This window comes from Algibacillus agarilyticus, assembly GCF_003286125.1.
Taxonomy (GTDB): domain Bacteria; phylum Pseudomonadota; class Gammaproteobacteria; order Enterobacterales; family Alteromonadaceae; genus Algibacillus; species Algibacillus agarilyticus.
In genome coordinates this window covers 1-18,762 of sequence record NZ_QMED01000051.1, presented here as the reverse complement: position 1 = coordinate 18,762, position 18,762 = coordinate 1, and the positions used below count along the sequence as shown (strand labels likewise).

The 18,762-nt window shown below is 38.1% G+C and carries 18 protein-coding genes; 8 read left to right on the top strand and 10 right to left on the bottom strand.

Features of this window, described 5'->3' with window-relative positions:
• Positions 1–699 precede the first annotated feature (699 nt).
• Positions 700–1,050 (bottom strand): hypothetical protein, encoded by a 351-nt coding sequence (locus DPX34_RS20925; protein WP_157964813.1) that lies wholly within the window; start codon positions 1,048–1,050, stop codon positions 700–702.
• Positions 1,051–1,744: 694 nt separating this feature from the next.
• Positions 1,745–2,638, bottom strand: a complete 894-nt coding sequence (locus DPX34_RS20920) for an NAD-dependent epimerase/dehydratase family protein (RefSeq protein WP_269815545.1) — start codon at positions 2,636–2,638, stop codon at positions 1,745–1,747.
• Positions 2,639–2,646: 8 nt separating this feature from the next.
• On the opposite strand from DPX34_RS20920, the gene DPX34_RS20915 reads away from it, so the two are divergent.
• Both DPX34_RS20915 and DPX34_RS20910 read left to right on the top strand, forming a co-directional pair.
• A complete protein-coding gene (locus tag DPX34_RS20915; RefSeq protein ID WP_111980369.1) occupies positions 2,647–3,600 on the top strand; it encodes a D-2-hydroxyacid dehydrogenase in 954 nt (317 codons plus the stop codon).
• 141 nt (positions 3,601–3,741) lie between these two features.
• Positions 3,742–4,161 (top strand): hypothetical protein, encoded by a 420-nt coding sequence (locus tag DPX34_RS20910; RefSeq protein WP_157964811.1) that lies wholly within the window; start codon positions 3,742–3,744, stop codon positions 4,159–4,161.
• A 41-nt stretch (positions 4,162–4,202) separates the two neighbouring features.
• On the opposite strand, the gene trmB is transcribed toward DPX34_RS20910, so the two are convergent.
• From trmB to DPX34_RS20885, 5 genes are all read right to left on the bottom strand, one after another.
• Complete coding sequence (trmB, locus tag DPX34_RS20905) at positions 4,203–4,868, bottom strand: tRNA (guanine(46)-N(7))-methyltransferase TrmB (protein WP_111980367.1); 666 nt, start codon at positions 4,866–4,868, stop codon at positions 4,203–4,205.
• Between the two features lie 9 nt (positions 4,869–4,877).
• Complete coding sequence (locus DPX34_RS20900; RefSeq protein WP_111980366.1) at positions 4,878–5,648, bottom strand: ABC transporter permease; 771 nt, start codon at positions 5,646–5,648, stop codon at positions 4,878–4,880.
• Positions 5,641–6,567, bottom strand: coding sequence for an ABC transporter ATP-binding protein (locus tag DPX34_RS20895; protein ID WP_111980365.1), 927 nt, complete (start codon positions 6,565–6,567; stop codon positions 5,641–5,643). The genes DPX34_RS20900 and DPX34_RS20895 overlap by 8 nt, the downstream gene beginning before the upstream one ends.
• A 196-nt stretch (positions 6,568–6,763) precedes the next feature.
• The gene (locus DPX34_RS20890; protein WP_111980364.1) at positions 6,764–7,870 is read right to left on the bottom strand and encodes a methyl-accepting chemotaxis protein; all 1,107 of its coding nucleotides are present in this window, start codon (positions 7,868–7,870) and stop codon (positions 6,764–6,766) included.
• 66 nt (positions 7,871–7,936) lie between these two features.
• Entirely contained in the window at positions 7,937–8,770 is an 834-nt protein-coding gene (locus DPX34_RS20885) for a hypothetical protein (RefSeq protein ID WP_111980363.1), read from the bottom strand.
• A gap of 381 nt (positions 8,771–9,151) precedes the next feature.
• Between DPX34_RS20885 and DPX34_RS20880 the strand changes: the two genes are divergently transcribed.
• From DPX34_RS20880 to DPX34_RS20860, 5 genes are all read left to right on the top strand, one after another.
• Positions 9,152–9,751: a hypothetical protein gene (locus tag DPX34_RS20880; RefSeq protein ID WP_111980362.1), complete on the top strand. Its 600-nt coding sequence runs from the start codon at positions 9,152–9,154 to the stop codon at positions 9,749–9,751.
• A 250-nt stretch (positions 9,752–10,001) separates the two neighbouring features.
• Positions 10,002–10,592, top strand: coding sequence for a hypothetical protein (locus DPX34_RS20875; RefSeq protein ID WP_111980361.1), 591 nt, complete (start codon positions 10,002–10,004; stop codon positions 10,590–10,592).
• Between the two features lie 18 nt (positions 10,593–10,610).
• The gene (locus DPX34_RS20870; RefSeq protein WP_111980360.1) at positions 10,611–11,360 is read left to right on the top strand and encodes a hypothetical protein; all 750 of its coding nucleotides are present in this window, start codon (positions 10,611–10,613) and stop codon (positions 11,358–11,360) included.
• A complete protein-coding gene (locus tag DPX34_RS20865; protein WP_111980359.1) occupies positions 11,345–14,605 on the top strand; it encodes a hypothetical protein in 3,261 nt (1,086 codons plus the stop codon). Before DPX34_RS20870 ends, DPX34_RS20865 begins: the two co-directional genes overlap by 16 nt.
• Positions 14,602–15,093 carry a DUF4402 domain-containing protein gene (locus tag DPX34_RS20860; RefSeq protein WP_111980358.1) on the top strand — a complete coding sequence of 164 codons (492 nt, stop codon included), beginning with the start codon at positions 14,602–14,604 and terminating at the stop codon, positions 15,091–15,093. The genes DPX34_RS20865 and DPX34_RS20860 overlap by 4 nt, the downstream gene beginning before the upstream one ends.
• Before the next feature lie 52 nt (positions 15,094–15,145).
• On the opposite strand, the gene DPX34_RS20855 is transcribed toward DPX34_RS20860, so the two are convergent.
• Positions 15,146–15,916 carry a hypothetical protein gene (locus DPX34_RS20855; RefSeq protein WP_111980357.1) on the bottom strand — a complete coding sequence of 257 codons (771 nt, stop codon included), beginning with the start codon at positions 15,914–15,916 and terminating at the stop codon, positions 15,146–15,148.
• Between the two features lie 79 nt (positions 15,917–15,995).
• A complete protein-coding gene (locus DPX34_RS20850) occupies positions 15,996–16,625 on the bottom strand; it encodes a flavin prenyltransferase UbiX (protein ID WP_111980356.1) in 630 nt (209 codons plus the stop codon).
• A 360-nt stretch (positions 16,626–16,985) separates the two neighbouring features.
• On the opposite strand from DPX34_RS20850, the gene DPX34_RS20845 reads away from it, so the two are divergent.
• Positions 16,986–18,197, top strand: coding sequence for a tryptophan halogenase family protein (locus tag DPX34_RS20845; RefSeq protein WP_111980355.1), 1,212 nt, complete (start codon positions 16,986–16,988; stop codon positions 18,195–18,197).
• A gap of 24 nt (positions 18,198–18,221) precedes the next feature.
• Here DPX34_RS20845 and DPX34_RS20840 read toward each other — a convergent pair.
• Positions 18,222–18,762, bottom strand: a 541-nt coding sequence (locus DPX34_RS20840; protein WP_111979537.1) for an IS3 family transposase, incomplete at its 5' end; no start/stop codon positions are given.

Genomic DNA, 18,762 nt, shown 5'->3' with positions numbered 1-18,762 from the left:
GCTAACGCCCCATTCAGGGGCTGAAAATAGCTTGCTAAAATTGTGAAGCGAAGCGGAACCGAGCAAGCTGTTAGCAGTCCCGTTACTGTAATGGCTTGTTAGGTGCTCTACTTCAAAAAGCGTACTGTTCTTCCGAGCACTTTAAATGTAAAACCATTCCTTTTCTATCAACTTCTGCAACTATAAATGAACTGTATATTAAATTGTAATCAGGGTGTGGTGAAAAAAAGTGGATTTCGTTTCCATTTTCATTACTTTCCAATAATTCACCATTATTAAATGTATTGTAAAGTTCATCTGCTTTTAAGGGCTTCTCCATGCTCATACAAGTACCATAAATTTTCTTTACCTCTGAATTAGAGCATCCCAGAATGAATAGCAGAAATAGAACTATTCACGAAATACGCATGAGCACCTAACGAGCCTGTAGAATTTCTCTTTTAGAAAAAACAGCTCATAAAAATCATTAAAATTAAGCTCTAAATTGCGCTTCTATGTGAAATCTAGGGCAATATTGAGCTAAAAACACATTTAAAGCGACTCTCTGCGCATACAAAAAGCCATAAAAATTATCATTTTGAGTAATTCTACAGCCTCAACGCCTTGCTAAGAGGCGAGTAATTGTTGGCTAAAATGTGAAGCGAAGCGGAACCGAGCCAACTGTTACGAGTCCTGCTTGAGCAATTTGTTATAAGCAAATTACGCCATCTGTTCATTTAGGCCCGAAATGATTTTATTTGCAAACCTTGCTGCTTCATCAGATATTCCACTATCCGTGAATGCAATCTCTAATAAAGTAAATAGCCTTTCTTTGAACCAATCTATATTATTTCCGATAGGAGGTAATGCGTGAACTTGTTCAATATAATGAATAGCATCAGAGATATCTTGCTCTTTAGCGCCTAACTCTTTGAACTCTTCCAAAGCGTTTAGGCTAATTTTAACGAGTTGCTCTTGGTAATTTATTATCGGAGAAGTATCTGATGGTTTGTTTGCCCACATATTTGTACGTGCTACCGACATGCATGCATTTTGAATTGATGAACTCATACTTTCCTTTGCTTATAACAGTTTAATACCAATAATTCTCAATTACCTTGTTAACAATTTAATTGATTTATATCAGTAATACTAAAGTTTAATTCATTAATGTCAGTAACTTAGCATCTAATAACCTGAGCTTCAATCACCAAATAACGTATTAAAATACAAGCCATTTACATAACAGGCCAAATTTGGTTCGTTATGTAAATTTTTTATTTTTTTATTCGCGGTTAAAAACAATAACTTATAAATAGAGCGTTACTTAATCGAGCCAATATTAAGTTTACATACCGCGCCATTTGATTGTATTTTTCTAGATACCACCCATAACTGTATATACAATCAGTTCAGGTTAAAATCCATGTCTAAGTCGTCTTATCTAGAATCTATAAGAAACGAATTGCGCACTCGCCGGTACAAACCTCATGCGGGACAGGCATTAATAATTTTGTTGATAATAATGATAAGCCAATAATTTTATTTAGTTTTATGTGTTATCAACGCCTTCTGAGATAGTCTCTCCACCACCGGCAACATAATGTGCCCTAATTGTAAGCGACAAAAAAATGAGTCTAACCGCGGCATAACCATGATGAAATGTAACGCTATTAGCATTAGCCTAGCAATACATATTTGTTGCTAGTCACTTGGCTATAATGCTAAGTGACTTATATATTGAAAAGATGATATATCGATTAAATTATGACTCGCTTAAGGCCTGAGCAAAGCTGTTAAACTTAAATTGATAACCGAGCGCTAATAAACGATCAGCACTAACTTGCTTACCTTCAATATGATTGATTGGCGGGAAATCAAAATCGCTTTCGGTATAGTGCTCAAGTGCAAGACGATAAAATTCGGTTTTATACATTAAATAAGGATAAGTAAAGTTAACAACTAAATTGTCGTCTTGCGATTTATCTAACGTCAATACAAACAAAGTCGCCGCAATAACATCATCTAAATGGATCATGTTTGCAGGTGCTTTTTCACTAATCGTTTTAATGTGCTGTATAAAACGTGCAGGATGACGTTGGGGTCCAAAAAGGCCACCGAGTCGTATAATAGCAGAACGCTTTGAAAACCCTTGAACCGCCGCTTCAGCGGCTAATAATAACGTGGATTTTTCATTATGAGAGGCTGCTGATGCTTCATGCATTAGCCCCGCGGTTTCAGGATAAACGGCAGTAGAGCTAAACATTAATACCTGTTTAACACCCGCATTTTCGGCCGCATCAATAATTAATTGCCATTTTCGAGCATAAAGCCCGCTATTGGGTTTACGAAAACCCGGCGGAAACGCGCCAATAACACAGTCAACATCCATTATTTTTTGTACATCAGACACATCCGTATCATCGTCAAGTTTTAATACCGAGCTAAGTAAACCTTGGCTGTGATATTGCGCTTGTTTTTGTGATTGCGTAGTTGTTACTTTTACTCGATGGCCTTGGGCTTTTAACGCCAAAGCTAAAGGTAAACCAAGCCAACCTGCGCCGATAATTAGAAATGTTTGAATAACCTTTACCTCAATAATGTACGCGTACCTGTTTTTGCGATATCTTGAGTCTATACCGATAACGTCCGGAAACAAAATTTATCATGAATATCGTATTTTTAGACGCAGAATCAGTGCCTAATTCTGATTTGACCTTAATTCAACAAAAAGGTTCACTCACCTGTTACAAAACAACCGAAGCCAATGAAAATTTAGGTGAAATACTAAAAACAGCCGACATTATTATCAGCAATAAAGTAAAGCTTGATGCGCAGTCATTAAGCGCCGCGCCTCGTTTAAAACTCATTTGTGTCGCGGCCACCGGTTATAACAACATTGATATCGCTGCTGCAGCTAAATACGGGATAACCGTTTGTAATGTATCAGGTTATTCAACCGATTCAGTCGCACAACATTTTTTTGCGGTGTTATTAAATTGGAACATTCAATTACAGCAATACCAATTAGCCAGCCAAAATGGTCAATGGCTTAATAGCCATTTATTTTGTTGTTTAGACTATCCTATTGTTGAATTAAAAAACAAAACACTAACCTTAATCGGCTACGGTAATATAGCGCAAGCCATTGAAAAGTTAGCACTCGCATTTGGCATGCACGTTATCATTGCTGAACGTCAAAACAAATCGCCGTGCCGAGCTAATAGAGTTGCATTTGATCAGGCTATTGCGCAAGCCGATATCGTGAGCTTACATTGCCCGTTAACACCTGAAACCGCTAACATGGTTGATGCCCGCTTTATTGAAAAATTAAAACCACAGGCTATTTTAATAAACACAGCAAGGGGTGGTTTAATAAATGAAAACGCGTTATCACTGGCATTAAAAAATAAGCAAATACAAGCGGCCTTGCTTGATGGTTTAAGCCAAGAACCCCCTACACTTGATAATCCATTATTAATACCGCAACCTAATTTAATGATAACGCCGCATACCGCCTGGGCAAGCCAAGAAGCCCGGCAAACCTTAGTTAACGAGATCGCGTTAAACATAGAAGCCTTTAAGCAAGGAAAAAAGCGCAATCAAATTACCTCGCTTTAACAATCGAATGTTTAACAATGAGGCTTTTTAAATGCTATTGTTGTATGTAAAATAAAGACTTAACCCACGATTTATTTGGCGGCTCGCTAAAAATGACAGGGCCTTTTAATTGAACAATACCGAGTTGATATGTTTCAAAACATGAAAGCAATACTGTTAATTACGTTTACCTGCGGTTCAATGCTCTTTAGCCCTGCCCTGCTTGCCGCCTGTAAAACAGATGCATTTGGCGTAAAGCAATGTGGCGAAGGTCGGTGCAAAATTGACAGTTCTGGCCATGTGCATTGCTCAATGTTTACGAAAGGTGGAGCCGCTGTTAATAGCGTCGGAAAAGTATTTTGCGGTAAAGGTCGCTGTTTAAAAGATAAGTCTGGTGAGGTTTTTTGTGCGACTTCGGTTAAAGATGACATCATGATCAACGTATTGGGCAAAGCACGCTGTGATAAAAAGTGTGATGTGGGCAAAGTTGAATATTGTAAAACTGAGCCCGATTTACCACCCGTTATTGAAATACCCGCTGAAGATGAGCAAGCTCAAGGTCGACAAATATTAAAACGCTAATCAATAAAAACATAAACCATGAGCATCGGCTTGAAAGTCGCTTAATCAAACGACTTTAGTTCACTCGTTAATTTAAATAGTGATTGGCCACTTTGATGGTATTTACGTTCAAACGGCGTGATAAATTCAACAGGCTCGTAACGTGATACTTCAGCCGTATTATTTGTTATATCTAAAGCCGCCGCAAATTCTTGTAGATATAAAGACCAATTTGATCTTAACTCTAAGCGACCACCTAACTTTAAAATACTCGAAAAAGCAGCAGAACCGTGCCAACGACGTTGAATATGAGCCGATTTAGGCCACGGATTAGGAAACAAAATATAATGTTTTTCTGGCTGCCAATTGGCTTCTACCGCTAAACGATAAAAATCATTTAAATCAGCACGGGTTAAAATCAAATTTTCGTTTGGCGTTTGCTGCCTTTCTCGACTAATACGATCAGCTGATTTATCGACCCCAACAACCCAGTGCTCAGGATAATAATCAGCCCAAAAACGCGCACTATCGCCAACACCACAACAGGCATCAAGCACAATAGGTCGGGCAACCTGTTGCACTTGATCATTAACCTCATCAAATGCTTTTCGGGTGTGATCAGCGATCGGCTTTTGAGATTCATGCGCTAAATGACGCGCCACAATAGCCGCCAAGTTTTGATGAATATCGGTTTGGTTACTAATGATACTTCTTGAATTACCTTGCATATTTTCCTACTAACTACGTATACCCACACCACGATTAATAAGCATCATCGCAGTCGTAAATAAAACAATAACACTACCAACCAACACACTTAAGGCGATCGTCAAAGACACATCGGTATAGCCAATAAAGCCATAACGAAAAGCATTAACCATATACAAAATGGGATTAAATTGGCTCACTGTTTGCCCTACTTCTGGCAGCATACTTAATGAATAGAACACACCGCCCAGATACGTTAAAGGCGCTAAAACAAAGGTCGGTATAATACTAATATCATCAAACGTTTTAGCAAAAATAGCATTAATTAAGCCCCCTAACGCAAATAACATCGCGGTGAGCACGGCCGTAATAACAATAATAAAAATATTATGAATTTGAATATCAACAAACGTTAAAGCCACTAAACTCACAATACCGCCAACGAGCAACGCGCGTAACATACCGCCCGAAACAAACCCCATCACTAAAACAAAAGTGGGTACAGGCGCAACAAGTAACTCTTCAACATTGCGCTGAAACTTAGCACTAAAAAAAGACGATGCGACATTCGAGTAAGCATTATTGATCACCGCCAGCATAATTAAGCCGGGCATAATAAAATCAACATAAGCAAAACCTTCTAGCTCGCCCACGCGCGACCCAATCAATTGGCCAAAAATAACAAAATATAATGTCATGGTGATCGCGGGTGGCACTAACGTTTGCACCCAGATGCGTAAAAATCGAGTGCATTCTTTAACCACTAATGAATTTAGGGCGATTTGATATTGCTTAAACATGAGCATCTCCTTTTTCAACAATCGATACAAATAACTCTTCTAATCGATTTGCTCTATTACGCATACTCAATACGTTAATACCTTGAGCTGTTAATTGCGTAAAAGCCGCATTTAAACCCGCCGTTTTTAAAACTTCAATCTCAAGTGTACGTGCATCTACCCATTTGCTTTGATAGCCATCTAGCGATAACTCACTCACCTCTTTGTCTACATCAAGAATAAAGGTTTCGGTGTTTAATTGGCTCAGTAACGCCTTCATGGTCGTATTTTCAATAATTTCACCGCCATTAATAATGGCAATATTACGACATAAGTTTTCAGCTTCTTCTAAATAATGGGTGGTTAAAATAATAGTCACCCCTTGCTTATTAATTTTTTGCAAAAAATCCCACATTGTGCGGCGAATTTCGATATCAACCCCCGCGGTAGGTTCATCTAAAATTAATAATTTTGGCTCATGCATTAACGCACGCGCAATCATTAAACGACGCTTCATCCCCCCCGAAAGAGCTCGACCTCGTTCATTGCGTTTTTCCCATAAACCAAGTTGGCTTAAATATTTTTCGGCTCGAACTAACGCTTCTTTTCGATTTACACCGTAATACCCAGCCTGATTAACGACTATTTGCATGACCGTTTCAAATTGATTGAAGTTAAATTCTTGAGGTACGAGTCCGATTTGCGCTTTAGCTTCGTTGATTTGGCTTTCAAGGTTATAACCAAAAACTTCAACGTTGCCTGCCGTTTTATTAACTAACGAACTAATAATGCCAATGGTGGTCGATTTTCCGGCGCCGTTAGGTCCTAATAAGGCAAAAAAATCGCCAGGTTCAACATTTAAGGAAATTCCTTTTAAAGCTTGTACGCCACCTTTGTAGGTTTTGGTCAGCTCTGATATCGCTAATGCTTTAACAGTCATTTGAGGAGTTTTTAATAAAGAAGTAAGAACTCTTATTATGCCACACTAGACAACAAAATATTAAGCGCCACAGTCGATTTAAATAAATGATTTTTACAAGCACACGGCAAACACAGCTAGGGTGTTTTTCAAGGTCGGTTTATATATATTAAAATCGAATCACCACGTGTACAGGCTTTCGCTTTTAACTGGCTTGCTATAGCTTAAATGTGCCAACCGCATTATTTAAGCTTTCAGATAACGCGGCAACCTGTTGACTCGATTTTGCCGTTTGCTCTGCCCCGTCACTCGTTTGCTCCGACAGCTCAACAATAGCTTCTAATTTTTGGCTAATATCCGCACTCACTTCAAATTGCTCTCGCGCGGCATAGGCTATTTCGTGACTTTTGGCATTCGCATTTTCTACCGCCGTATTAATAGCCTGTAACATATCGTCCGCTTTACGGCTTTCAGTGGCCACAACCGTTGCTTTTTGCATGCTTGATTTCATCACACTGACAGCTTGGCTGGCACCAAGTTGTAAACGTTCAATCATCTTCTGAATTTCTTGTGTTGATTGCTGCGTACGCGAAGCTAATGTTCTGACCTCGTCTGCCACTACAGCAAAACCACGCCCTTGTTCACCCGCTCTTGCAGCTTCAATAGCGGCATTAAGCGCTAACAAGTTCGTTTGCTCGGCAATACTTTTAATAACATCTAATATGCCGGCTATTGCCGTCGAATCTTTATCCAAATGATGGATCACATCAGAGGCCTTGCCAATTTCAGTTTCTAAATCAAGAATCATTTCCGCATTTTTTTCAGATAGGTTTTTGATATTCTCGACTTGCAAAGCGGCATTTTCAATTTCGTTAGCAGAATGTTTTGCCGCACTCACAACTTGGTTTGCCGTATTATTCATTTGATGTGTAGCCGCGGCAATTAGCTCAACTTGCAATTGTTGATTGTGAATAGCGGTATTTGTTTTTTCGGTAATGCCAGAAGTCGCTTCAGAGGCGGCGGCTAACTTAATTGAACCGGATAAAATCTCTTGAATCAAACTGCGTAAACTGGCAACTAACGTATTGCAGTTGTAGGCTAAACGACCAAATTCATCTCGTTTGCTATCATCTAATACTTTAGTTAAATTACCTTTAGCCACATCCGCTAAGATGATATTCACTTTTAATAACGGTCGCGAAATACTGCGAACCACCACGATAGCAACAATAATTGAAGCCAATGAAGATAACACCATCACCGTTATATTAAACCAATATGCCCCCTCCACTTTCTCGGCAACATCAGCTTGTTTGTTTTGCACTAAAAGCTCAGTCGCTTGATTAAGCGTACTTAATTCATTTAATACGTCTGTTAATGTGCTTTCTGATTAGGTAACGCTATTTCGAGCACTTTCTATCTCTTGTAACTGTTTTTGTTTAACCGCTAAAAAACCACTCGGTAATAAAATCGTCCTGATTAATTCTTCATAAAAAACTTGATACTCTTCACTCAGTCCATTTGTTTCGGCCCCCGCGTCTAAATCAATTAAAGGGGTGACAAGCTTGTTCATATCAGCCATTTTAATATCAATCGCTTGCTTTAAAGTATTAAAAGCTTGGCTTGATTGGGCGACATTTGCATCTTTAAAATGCTCGACCATCGCTATTAAAAAAGTTTTTGATTGTCCCGATAGTTCCAATGCAATGTTATGCTCACTCGTGTCTAAAATATCATCTAAAATAATCAAGGTATCACGCGAAAATTCAAGAATAACGTCCATTTCTTCGGTTAACGCCGGGGTATACGCTAAATTAGCCTGATGCGCTTGAAAGATCAGCGCCAGAAAATCAAAATATTGTTGTGATAAGCGCTCGATATTTTGCGCAAAGGTTGAAAACTGCGTATGACTTTGACTTAAAGCCTGTAAAGACCTCAAGGTTTGTTGAAACTGCTTTTGTTGTAAACTCGTTTGCTGAGCCACCGCGTTTACCTTATCAACGTTAGTTAATAGCAACGCTTGTTGGCTCGATTTGCTAATTTGTAAAAAGTTAACTTGCAAGGTATTGCTCGCCGCTTGCAAAGGTAATGCTTGCGCACTCACTTGATGAGTAACATTCGCTACACCCGATAAACTAGACAAACTCATCACACTACTAAAAATAAGTAAAAGAGTGATGAGAGCAAAACCCGCAATTATTTTATGTGCCACTTTAATCGGCATAAAGAATAACCTTATGATAAAGGTAAAAACGCCTTGTTCAGAAAAAATTCCGTTTAATATACAAAAAATTCAGAGCTCATTTAATACACCTATTTTTATAAAAAATAAAAAATGCGTTTGCTTATTTTTAGTACAAATTACAATAAATGGATCAGGAATTGCTTTATTGTTTAATTCAAAACGCTATAAAAGCCATTAATTGACGAGCTCACTCAAAAACACATTTAAAATAACCTGCATATTTTGCGTGTCAGCCGTTGTCGTTAATTACTACTTTTTAGCACTAACAGTCACGACGACTAAACTTATTTATAGAGTATAAGACGATAGATTATTCAACGTTGCGCTACCTGATTTTCCAATACGAGTACACTTAAAACAATGAAGCATTGGCTATTATTTATTATAGCAGGCTCTTGTTTATTGGCTTGCTCATCGATGGATTATCATCAACATGTCGGACAACAATTTGCTCACTTAGGTTATGGCAAAGCTACGCGTACGCCTAATAAAAACAACGCCAGCGCTCCTCTGAAACACCAGCCAAATCAAGCATCAGTTAATAAAATAAACGAGCCTTATTCAAACGACTTAATCAGCCAAGAACAAATACGATTAAGAATAAAAAAACAGCTACCAACCATTGCCGAGCGATTAGCTTATGAGCTTGGCAAACAACATTCAGCGAACAGGCATTTTAATCGTTCACCTCTTCTGCATTATCAACCTTTGGTAACGCTGGCTAAATCGCCTATCGAATTAGAAATAAGTGAACAGCTTGATCGATTGCTGCCTTTCAACTTGCAATCGGCTGGCCTACCTATGCAATTAACATCAAAAAAAGCGGCAAACATTAGCCGACTCTCGTTCATTGGTCAGGTTAAATTACGCAATCAACAGCTTGAATTTGCAGTGTCGATAAAAGAATTTAACAAGGGACGTGTGATTGCAAATTATGTATTAATCGTTCCTCTGAGCTAAAATAATGAATTGAAACAAGACTTTATTTTAACACTAAGCATAAATGGCTTGGTTAAAAATTGACTTGGTACATAATTTGCTCTTGATCACGCTTATAACCATTTGCCAAATGGTTGACGTTATTAATACAGCAAGTAAGTAGAAGTCATCATTTATCCCCAAGTAGCTTGGGTATAAGCTTAGCTTAATAACCAAACTATCGACCTAAATAATTTGGGTTACATAAATCTAATCTATTACGGAGTTTTCGATGAAAACACGCAATTTAATAAAAGCAGCTCTTGTGACCGCTGCGCTAACACAAAGTAGCTTGGTGCATGCTGCTGAAGTTTCTTTTGATGTCGGTTTTGTTACTTTACAAGATTTAAATATTACACAAGTCAGTGCTTTATCTTTTGGGCAAAACGTATTTGGCACCGCCAGTACAACTTGTACAATAACGCCTACCTTTACCACAACAACCAACACGGGTGCGGTAACCGATGCTGAAATAACCGATGGTACATCGGGTGCAGGGTGTTTAACCGTATCGACATCAACCAGTAATAACTTTTCAGGTATTTATGTAATCAATGGAGAACCGGGTCAAAATATTAATTTAACCATTGATTCTGTTACGGCAACCGACTTTAATTTTTCTCCCACTATTTCTGCCGTTGATGACACCGATACCTATTCAAATGCGTTAACGATAGCGCAAGATAGTTCAACCGCCGTGACTTTAGATTCGACTAGCGGCAATTTAAATATTGTAATTGGCGGCACCGTAACCATAGGTTCAACCGCATTAACGGCGAACACCTCTTACACTGAACAGTTTAATATTACGGCGACTTACTAAATTATGTTATTGAGATTTATGTTAACGATTGGATGCGGCTTGTTAGTCACCACAACAAGCACATTCGCATCGCCTAAAATGCATTTAACAGAGCATCGCATTTTATTGACGGCAAAAAAATCAAAACATGATTATCAATTTTATAATCAAGGTTCTGCAACCGCAGAATGTAAAACTCGGTTTATTGACTTTAATGTTGATAACCAAGGCAAACTCACGCCCGTAAAACAGGTATCGGCAACCCCCGTGACCAGTGCAAAGTCATTTTTACGCGCGTCACCAAAACGGGTATCAATTGCTCCCAATCAAGCGCAGCGAATTAAAGTTATCGCGCGTAATTTAAAAAAACAACCTAACGGTGAATGGGTTTCTTATTTAAGTTTAAGCTGTAAGCAAGTGACACAAGCGGGGCAAAAAGGCATGAATTTATCCCCTAATTTTGTCTTTAATATTCCGGTTATTGTTCGTAAAGGACAACTCAGCAGTCAGGCTTTTTTAAGCCATATTGATATCAAGCAGCAACATAATAAAACCGCTGTTGAGCTGCTAATAAATCGCCAAGGTCAACGCTCGTTATATGGTCGTGTTGATATTTTTGATCAAGACGGTACACAATTAGGCTTTGTTAAAGGTTTATCCGTTTACCAACAAACGCAATCATTACCGATTCGTATCGCTTTAAAAAAACAACCCACGGGTAAAATCAAAATACAATTCACTGAAGATGAAAAGTTTGGTGATGCTGTTGCAAAATGGCTACAACCTTAGTTCGTCGTTTTCATGGGTATATAGGCACAGATCGGTATTGTGCTAAAGCAGTAAAATGTTTAATGGTTGTTGTTTCGCCGCTTTTTTGGCTTCTATGCTTTTTTCTGTTTTTTGTTAATGCGGCACAAGCAAAACGTTATGAGGCACATCAAGCTGAATTTGAGCTCTTTGATATCGTAACTAATGATGACATTATGTTGTTTGAAAGTAATGATGTTTATTTAATTGACGACCTCGTTTTTTTACCTTTTAACGCCCTCAGTCAAGCTTTAGAATTTAATCTGCAATACACCGCCAAACAAAATCAAATTATCGGGCAAATCAATCAGCAAGCAATAACGATTAATTTAAACGAGCAGCAGCATGATTACTTATTTGAAGAGAGCTTATTTGAAGAAAATTTACTTGAAGAAGGTTCACAGACACCTAAAGAACTTTGGCTGTCATTAAACAATATAAACACATTATTCAGCAGTACAACGGAATTTAATTTTAGTCAACTTAGCATAATAATTAGCCCGATCACAGAGCGTTTTCCACTACAAAAGCGTATTGCTCGCAGTAAAAAACACATTACCGATTTAAATTTAAATACGTCGGCCAAACCAGAATTTATTATTGAAGATCAATATCGTTTACTGACCTCACCCAAAGGTGCTGTGCGTTTAGATATTAATCAAAATCAAGATAAGCAACTCGATTATGGTTTAAATGTACAAACTTATAGCGATTTTTTATACCATTCGGCCAACTTGAATCTCGCCCGTAAACGCGACTCTGATCTACAAGCACGTTTAACATTAACACGTCATAAATCGAGCCCGAGCAAACCGTTAATAGGTGGTTTAAATCGCTATCAATTGGGTGATGTTGCGGTAACGAATACCCGAGCGGGAGTGGGTTACAATGGCGTTGGTGTTTCGTTTACGAGCTTAGAAAATCGCTATTCAAACTATTATGGCAAATTAACCTTAGATGAATTTGCCCCCGCAAATTGGCAAGCAGAGCTATATAACAATGGCTACCTTATTCAAACGGGCACGGTCAATAGTGAAGGTAAAATACAGTTTACCGACATTGATACGACTTATGGCATTAACCGATTTGAGATCGTTTTATATGGTGAATACGGTGAAGAACAAACGATAGTACGCGAAGTCATGATTGGGAATAATCAACTTAAGCCCGGTGACTTTAATTATACCGGCGCGATTATCGATACCGCACACAGTGTTTTTAACGATACCAGTATTTTTAGTGATGAGAGTGAAAGTCAATTAGCGGGCTACATCCAAACAGAATGGGGGATCAGCCATTCTACCACACTAGGGCTATCTCTATTTAAGCAACAATCGGTTGCACAAGACTCAGCAGCAGTATCGACAAAAACAGGGCCGGCTGACGCCGAATATATCGTTTCCGTAACTCAACAATTACGTAACGCATTACTCGACCTGAATATTAAAAGCCAAGGACAATCAGGTTATGCAGCCGATGTTGATTTACTCGGTAGCTTAAGTAATACGGGTATTCGCTATCAAATAGGCGCAAGTGTCGATCACGATTATGCCGGTTTACAACGCAACCAAAGTGCGCCTATTAACCAAAAAAGGGTGAGAGCGAGCTTAACCGGTAAATGGCGAAAACTGGGCTATCAATTGAGCGCAAACCAAACGGCTACTCAAGTTGTTGAACATGTAGATTTAAATACATTATCAACGATAAGTGATGATTTACCTTATTCAACACAAAAGCAATCACGTATTAATAACCGATTAAGTTATCGTTTTAGCAAATTAAGTTTAACCAATACACTAACGTATCAAAAAAATGCAGAGGTATCGACATTAGAAGACGAGCTAGCGCTTTCAGGTCGAGTTGGCCAAAGTATGAGTGTGCGTGCATCTGGTGTATTTGATTTAAAAAACCAAGAAAACGATAGCTTCAAGTCGGCCAATTTAAGCTTAAACTGGCAATCAAAAATCGGCTTAAATAATCAAACTCGACTGCAATATATAGCAAGCAACAGTACAACGAATGTCTCTAATTTTTTTACATGGCGACAAGCGCAATACAACTTAACGTTTTCAACCACATTTGATAATAATAGCCATTGGAATATAGCGCTGGGCATTAGCTTTAATTTAGATTGGGATCACCATCAAAATAAACTAAACATCAGCCAAGCCTATACACCGGCCACAGGTACTTTAGATTTATTTAACTTTGTTGATCACAATCAAAATGCATTTTACGACCAATACGATGAACCATTAGCGGGCGTAAAATATGCCCCACAAAAACAATGGCAAACAATAAAATCAGCAGCCAATGGGGCAAGTTACTTAACTGGTTTTTCGCCCTACTCCCCTAATGGTTTATATTTTGATACTTTTGAAACAAGCTCAAATCACCTTAGACCGATTTATGAAGATTTTAAAATTTACAGTCACCCTGGTGGTATTATTGCTTTAGATTTACCCTTTAATTACGCGGTCGAAATTATCGGTGAAATTAATTTCGATTTACCTGAAAACCATTTTCAACCTCAATTTATTCCTTTAGAAATAATACAAGATGAGCAAGTCATCTTCACCGCGTTAAGCGAATTTGATAATACGTATTTATTTGAACGAATTTGGCCTGGCTCATATAAAATACGCATTGCAGCCGATTATCTGCAAGATAAAAACTTACACGTTGTGCCAAATGAAATAAACCTAAACATAACCGAAGCAGAAGAGTTAATCGAACTTGAGCCGTTTGTGATTAAAGTGATAACCTCAACCAAAAATCAACAACGCAACACAACGACAAAATACAGCACTAAAATCGATAACAAGAAAACAGAAAATGTAGAGAGTAAAGAGAAGGCAAACATAGACCAAAAAAATGTTAAGCCAACACAAGAACCGGAAACACCAAACAAGTCGTTAATCAAAATAACGCACCAAGAAAAAAGACAAAATAAACCGTTTGCCATTCAAGTCGCTGCTTATACCGATACAACCTTATGCCAAAAGCGGTTAAAAGCCATACGTACGAAACATAAAACGGCTTTTTTAATTCAAGCATCAGATTATTGCCGTATTTATACACAACGCTATATCGACTTAAAAATAGCAAAAAAACAAAACCCCACCGCCTTTATCGTGCGTTTAAGTGAACAGCAGCTGTTGAGCTTACATCGAGAACAAAAACAAAATAAAAAGCGAAGCTTTAATCAAAAGCGGGCAACAGAATGAAGCCAATACACAAACCTAACACAAGATCGAATTTACTGTTTGCGATCACCTTATGTATATCAAGCGCTCATGGTTTGTGTGCCGTCGTATCGCAAAATCAAGCGTTGAATTTTGGCTCTATTGTTCCACGAATGGGTAATTGCGAAATGGACCCAACTAATGGCAATATCATTATAGGTAACGACATTTGTTTGGCATCAAGCAATAGAGGCCATTATCAGTTAGTCGATGCTGCCAATGTGCGTTTTAGAATACGCTTAAACAGTGCTGTCGATGATAATTATGCCATTAATTTTGAACAAAAATTTATGCTGCAAAATAATTACGGTACACAAATAAGTGGGATAGCGGGAGTCGCAGAGGAGCTGATAACGGGCAGTGATGGTATTATCGATATCTATGTGGGAGGCCTGCTAAATATCAATCAAACCTTACCTAACAATACAAATATCAACGTCAGCTTTAATATTGAGTATGAAGAAAGATAAATTAAACGTTGTTAAATTCGGATAATAATTTCATCTTTAGTTGGCTTTAATCTTAATTAGGTTCGACAATGCTCACCCCATCTTTGAAACCCGTATTTTGTGCACCATTAAATAAGGCCATCGGCAAATGACGTTGAGCAGTATTTAAAACAGCTAAACCATTGGCACCAATAATACGTGCATTAACGAGCAACCCACTGCTTATTCGATTAAATGATCCCCGTAATATAATATATTCAGCGCCTTCTTGTGGTTGCTCTAAAACTTTCAAACCGTACTGGCGCCCTTCATGAATCAATAATTCTTTAAGCATCGCCTGCGCGCTTAATTTACTGCGGGTTTGGCCATTTAAGTCAGTAAATTCTTCTATCCAAATCGGCTTATTCATAATAACGGGCGCTGCACTGTGATTAACTAAATCCATAATTAAAAAACGGACTTCTCGGGCTAATAATTCATGAGCGGGGATTTTTTCAGCTTGTTGTTTATTAAAATTATCTTCTGCTGTTTGGGCTAAAAAATCTTGCTGGTTTGTATTAGAAAGCCTGTTTTCGTTGGCGTAAACGTTATTTTGCATTGCAAGATTAGCTTCAGATTTAACATTTTCTATCGGCTGTACCGGTGTGTTTGCTTCAACCCGAGCCGCTTGCACAGTCTTAAACTTCGGCATTGTTTTAGTCCGAGGGCTCGAAGTCATTGTATTTTGTGACGATTCTTCATATGGCCAAATTTGACTATCAATAGAACTACAGCTTGAGATGAACACGATGCTAATAGAACATACTGCCGATGGCAGCCAACGTTTACCTGAAAAAGTCATCATTTTGACAAACCCAATAAAAAATAAGTTAATAACACTTTAAAGCAAACAAAATGCCAACAATGAATAAATAATAATGCAATTAAATTGTATAGCCCCAACGTCCAATTAAATCATGCGAAATATCAACATGATCTAATATACGCGCCACGATAAAATCAACTAAGTCTTCAATACTTTTTGGCGAATGATAAAACCCCGGCGCGGCGGGCAATACCGTTACACCTAATTTAGAAAGTGAAAGCATATTTTCTAAATGGATAGTTGATAATGGGGTTTCTCTAACCACAGTAATTAATTGACCTCTTTCTTTTATCACTACATCTGCAGCCCGCTCAATTAAATTATCACTCGCCCCGGTCGCGATAGCGGACAATGTACCGGTACTACAAGGGCAAACAATCATTTTTTTGGGTGCAGCTGAACCAGAAGCCACCGGCGAAAACCATTCATCTTTGCCATAACAGGCAATTTGGTTTTCAGTTGCATCATATTTTTTAGTTAAATATTCAGTTAACGATTTGGGCTGACTCGGCATTTTTTCATCCGTTTCAGTTGCAAACACGACTTTAGCCGCACTCGACATTAAAACATGAACTTGATAGTCAGCTTTAATTAAACATTGCAATAAACGTAATGCATAAGGCGCACCTGAAGCCCCCGTTATGGCAAGTGTAATTTGCTTATCTCGCGAAAATTTTGGTTCTGGCATAGATAACCTCTAATAAATAAATCTGGATGCTTACGCGGTAGCGTCATATAAAAATCGTTGAGGTATACGTTACCTTTACGCAGAATAGCGCATTATTCTAAACCTAAACCCTATTATTCCCAAATATCGATATTACCCCCCTCTTTTCAAAATTAGTCCTATCTTTATAAAAAACAGATCTAGTATACTAAACTACCTTATATAACTACTTATATAACTACTTATATAACTACTTATATAACTACGCGGTGAAGCTGAGCATGTAGTGAATTAGGATTGCCAAAACAAACGAGAACTTTGTTTGTCATTAACGTAACGAATCAATATCAACAACCACATACAGAAAAATAAAGGCACTTTATGCAATCAACAGACCCCATAAATTCATATGTTATTGTCGGTGGCGGTACTGCAGGTTGGATCTCAGCTGCCATTTTAGCCCGAACATTGCAAAATACGACGGCAAAAATGACAGTGGTTGAATCACCCCATATACCCACAATCGGTGTCGGCGAAGCCACCATTCCTTCAATTGTTGATTTGGTCGAATTTTTAAACATTCCATTGCATGATTTCATTTTAAAAACGAATGCAACGTTCAAACTTGGGATCAAATTTATCGACTGGCAACAAAAAAATCATCATTACTGGCACCCTTTTGGCTATATAGGCAACAAAATCGATGGCAAACCTTTTTATCAGCATTGGTTAAAATATAATAAAAACAACGGAAATTTAAACTTCACCGATTTTTCACCTGCAATAGCGTTGGCTAAACAAAATAAATTTTTTGTTGCCGACCCCAAATACCCAACTAATTTATCATCATCTACTTATGCCTTACATTTTGACGCGGGGTTGGTTGCAGAGTACCTTCAGCAATATTGCAAACAGCATAACGTGATACATATACAAGCCCATGTAAAAACGACACAACTGAATAATCAAGGTGAAATATCGCATGTTGTTTTAGATAATGCGCAACAAATAGCAGGTGATTTTTTTATTGACTGCTCGGGACAGAAAGCATTATTAATTCAAAAAGCATTAAGAGTTGGCTATCGCAACTGGCAGCACTTTTTACCGGTTGATAAAGCCATCGCTGTGCAATCAAATAAACAAGAAATTCTAAAACCTTATACCGAATCAACCGCACATGAACACGGTTGGCGTTGGCAAATACCCTTGCAAAACAGAACCGGTAACGGGTATGTGTTTTCAAGTGACTTTTGCAACGTTCAAGAAGCAATTAATGTACTCGAAAATAACGTTCAAAATTGGATAACAGACCCCAAAACGATTACCTTTACGACGGGTCAACGAGAAAAGACATGGTACAAAAACTGTTTAGCCGTCGGTTTATCCGCTGGCTTTTTAGAACCTCTTGAATCGACCAGTATTTATTTAATCATGAAAACCATGCTTAATTTTGTAAAAAACTTACCGCGGCAAAAAATTTACCCTGCCACCACCAATGAATTTAATCGTTTAGTTGATAAAGAATATGAAGATATCCGTGATTTTATTATTCTTCATTATTGCGAAACCAAACGGACTGATAGCCCTTTGTAGTGGTCAAGTATTTCTGGAGAGATTTTAAGCCGCTTTTTTTAACTCATTATATTTTTGATGAGGCGTCTGATAATCTAATGCCGAATGCCTTCGTTTGTAATTGTAGAACCGGATATATTGTTCAACCACATTAACAACCGAGTTGTGATCAGTAAAGGTTAACGGGTTTAATTTTTCAGTTTTTAAACTTCTAAAAAATCGTTCCATCACCGCATTATCCCAGCAATTTCCTCTGCGACTCATACTTTGTTTAATGCCTAAACTCTTTAGCTTTTCTCTGAATAAGTTGGCTGAATACTGGCACCCTTGATCAGAATGAAACATGAGCTCCCCTGTATTCGGTCTTTGACGTTGTATTGCGTTATTTAAGGCTGCAATCGCTAATTCTGAATTTGGTTGGCTTGATAATGCATATCCAACAATTTCTTTAGTCCCTAAATCAAGTACACACGCTAAATAGCTCCACCCTTGATGTGATTTTATATAGGTAATGTCACCTACCCAATGAGTATTATACGTCGGTGGGTTAAATTGCCGCTTCAGTAAATTCGGCGCGTAAACGGTC

What these genes read in the sequence shown, in the direction of transcription:
- DPX34_RS20925 (WP_157964813.1), bottom strand. Translation starts at nt 1,050, where the DNA reads ATGAGTTCATCAATTCAAAATGCATGCATGTCGGTAGCACGTACAAAT.
- DPX34_RS20915 (WP_111980369.1), top strand. Translation starts at nt 2,647, where the DNA reads ATGAATATCGTATTTTTAGACGCAGAATCAGTGCCTAATTCTGATTTG.
- DPX34_RS20910 (WP_157964811.1), top strand. Translation starts at nt 3,742, where the DNA reads ATGAAAGCAATACTGTTAATTACGTTTACCTGCGGTTCAATGCTCTTT.
- trmB (WP_111980367.1), bottom strand. Translation starts at nt 4,868, where the DNA reads ATGCAAGGTAATTCAAGAAGTATCATTAGTAACCAAACCGATATTCAT.
- DPX34_RS20900 (WP_111980366.1), bottom strand. Translation starts at nt 5,648, where the DNA reads ATGTTTAAGCAATATCAAATCGCCCTAAATTCATTAGTGGTTAAAGAA.
- DPX34_RS20895 (WP_111980365.1), bottom strand. Translation starts at nt 6,567, where the DNA reads ATGACTGTTAAAGCATTAGCGATATCAGAGCTGACCAAAACCTACAAA.
- DPX34_RS20885 (WP_111980363.1), bottom strand. Translation starts at nt 8,770, where the DNA reads ATGCCGATTAAAGTGGCACATAAAATAATTGCGGGTTTTGCTCTCATC.
- DPX34_RS20880 (WP_111980362.1), top strand. Translation starts at nt 9,152, where the DNA reads ATGAAGCATTGGCTATTATTTATTATAGCAGGCTCTTGTTTATTGGCT.
- DPX34_RS20875 (WP_111980361.1), top strand. Translation starts at nt 10,002, where the DNA reads ATGAAAACACGCAATTTAATAAAAGCAGCTCTTGTGACCGCTGCGCTA.
- DPX34_RS20870 (WP_111980360.1), top strand. Translation starts at nt 10,611, where the DNA reads ATGTTAACGATTGGATGCGGCTTGTTAGTCACCACAACAAGCACATTC.
- DPX34_RS20865 (WP_111980359.1), top strand. Translation starts at nt 11,345, where the DNA reads ATGGCTACAACCTTAGTTCGTCGTTTTCATGGGTATATAGGCACAGAT.
- DPX34_RS20860 (WP_111980358.1), top strand. Translation starts at nt 14,602, where the DNA reads ATGAAGCCAATACACAAACCTAACACAAGATCGAATTTACTGTTTGCG.
- DPX34_RS20855 (WP_111980357.1), bottom strand. Translation starts at nt 15,916, where the DNA reads ATGATGACTTTTTCAGGTAAACGTTGGCTGCCATCGGCAGTATGTTCT.
- DPX34_RS20850 (WP_111980356.1), bottom strand. Translation starts at nt 16,625, where the DNA reads ATGCCAGAACCAAAATTTTCGCGAGATAAGCAAATTACACTTGCCATA.
- DPX34_RS20845 (WP_111980355.1), top strand. Translation starts at nt 16,986, where the DNA reads ATGCAATCAACAGACCCCATAAATTCATATGTTATTGTCGGTGGCGGT.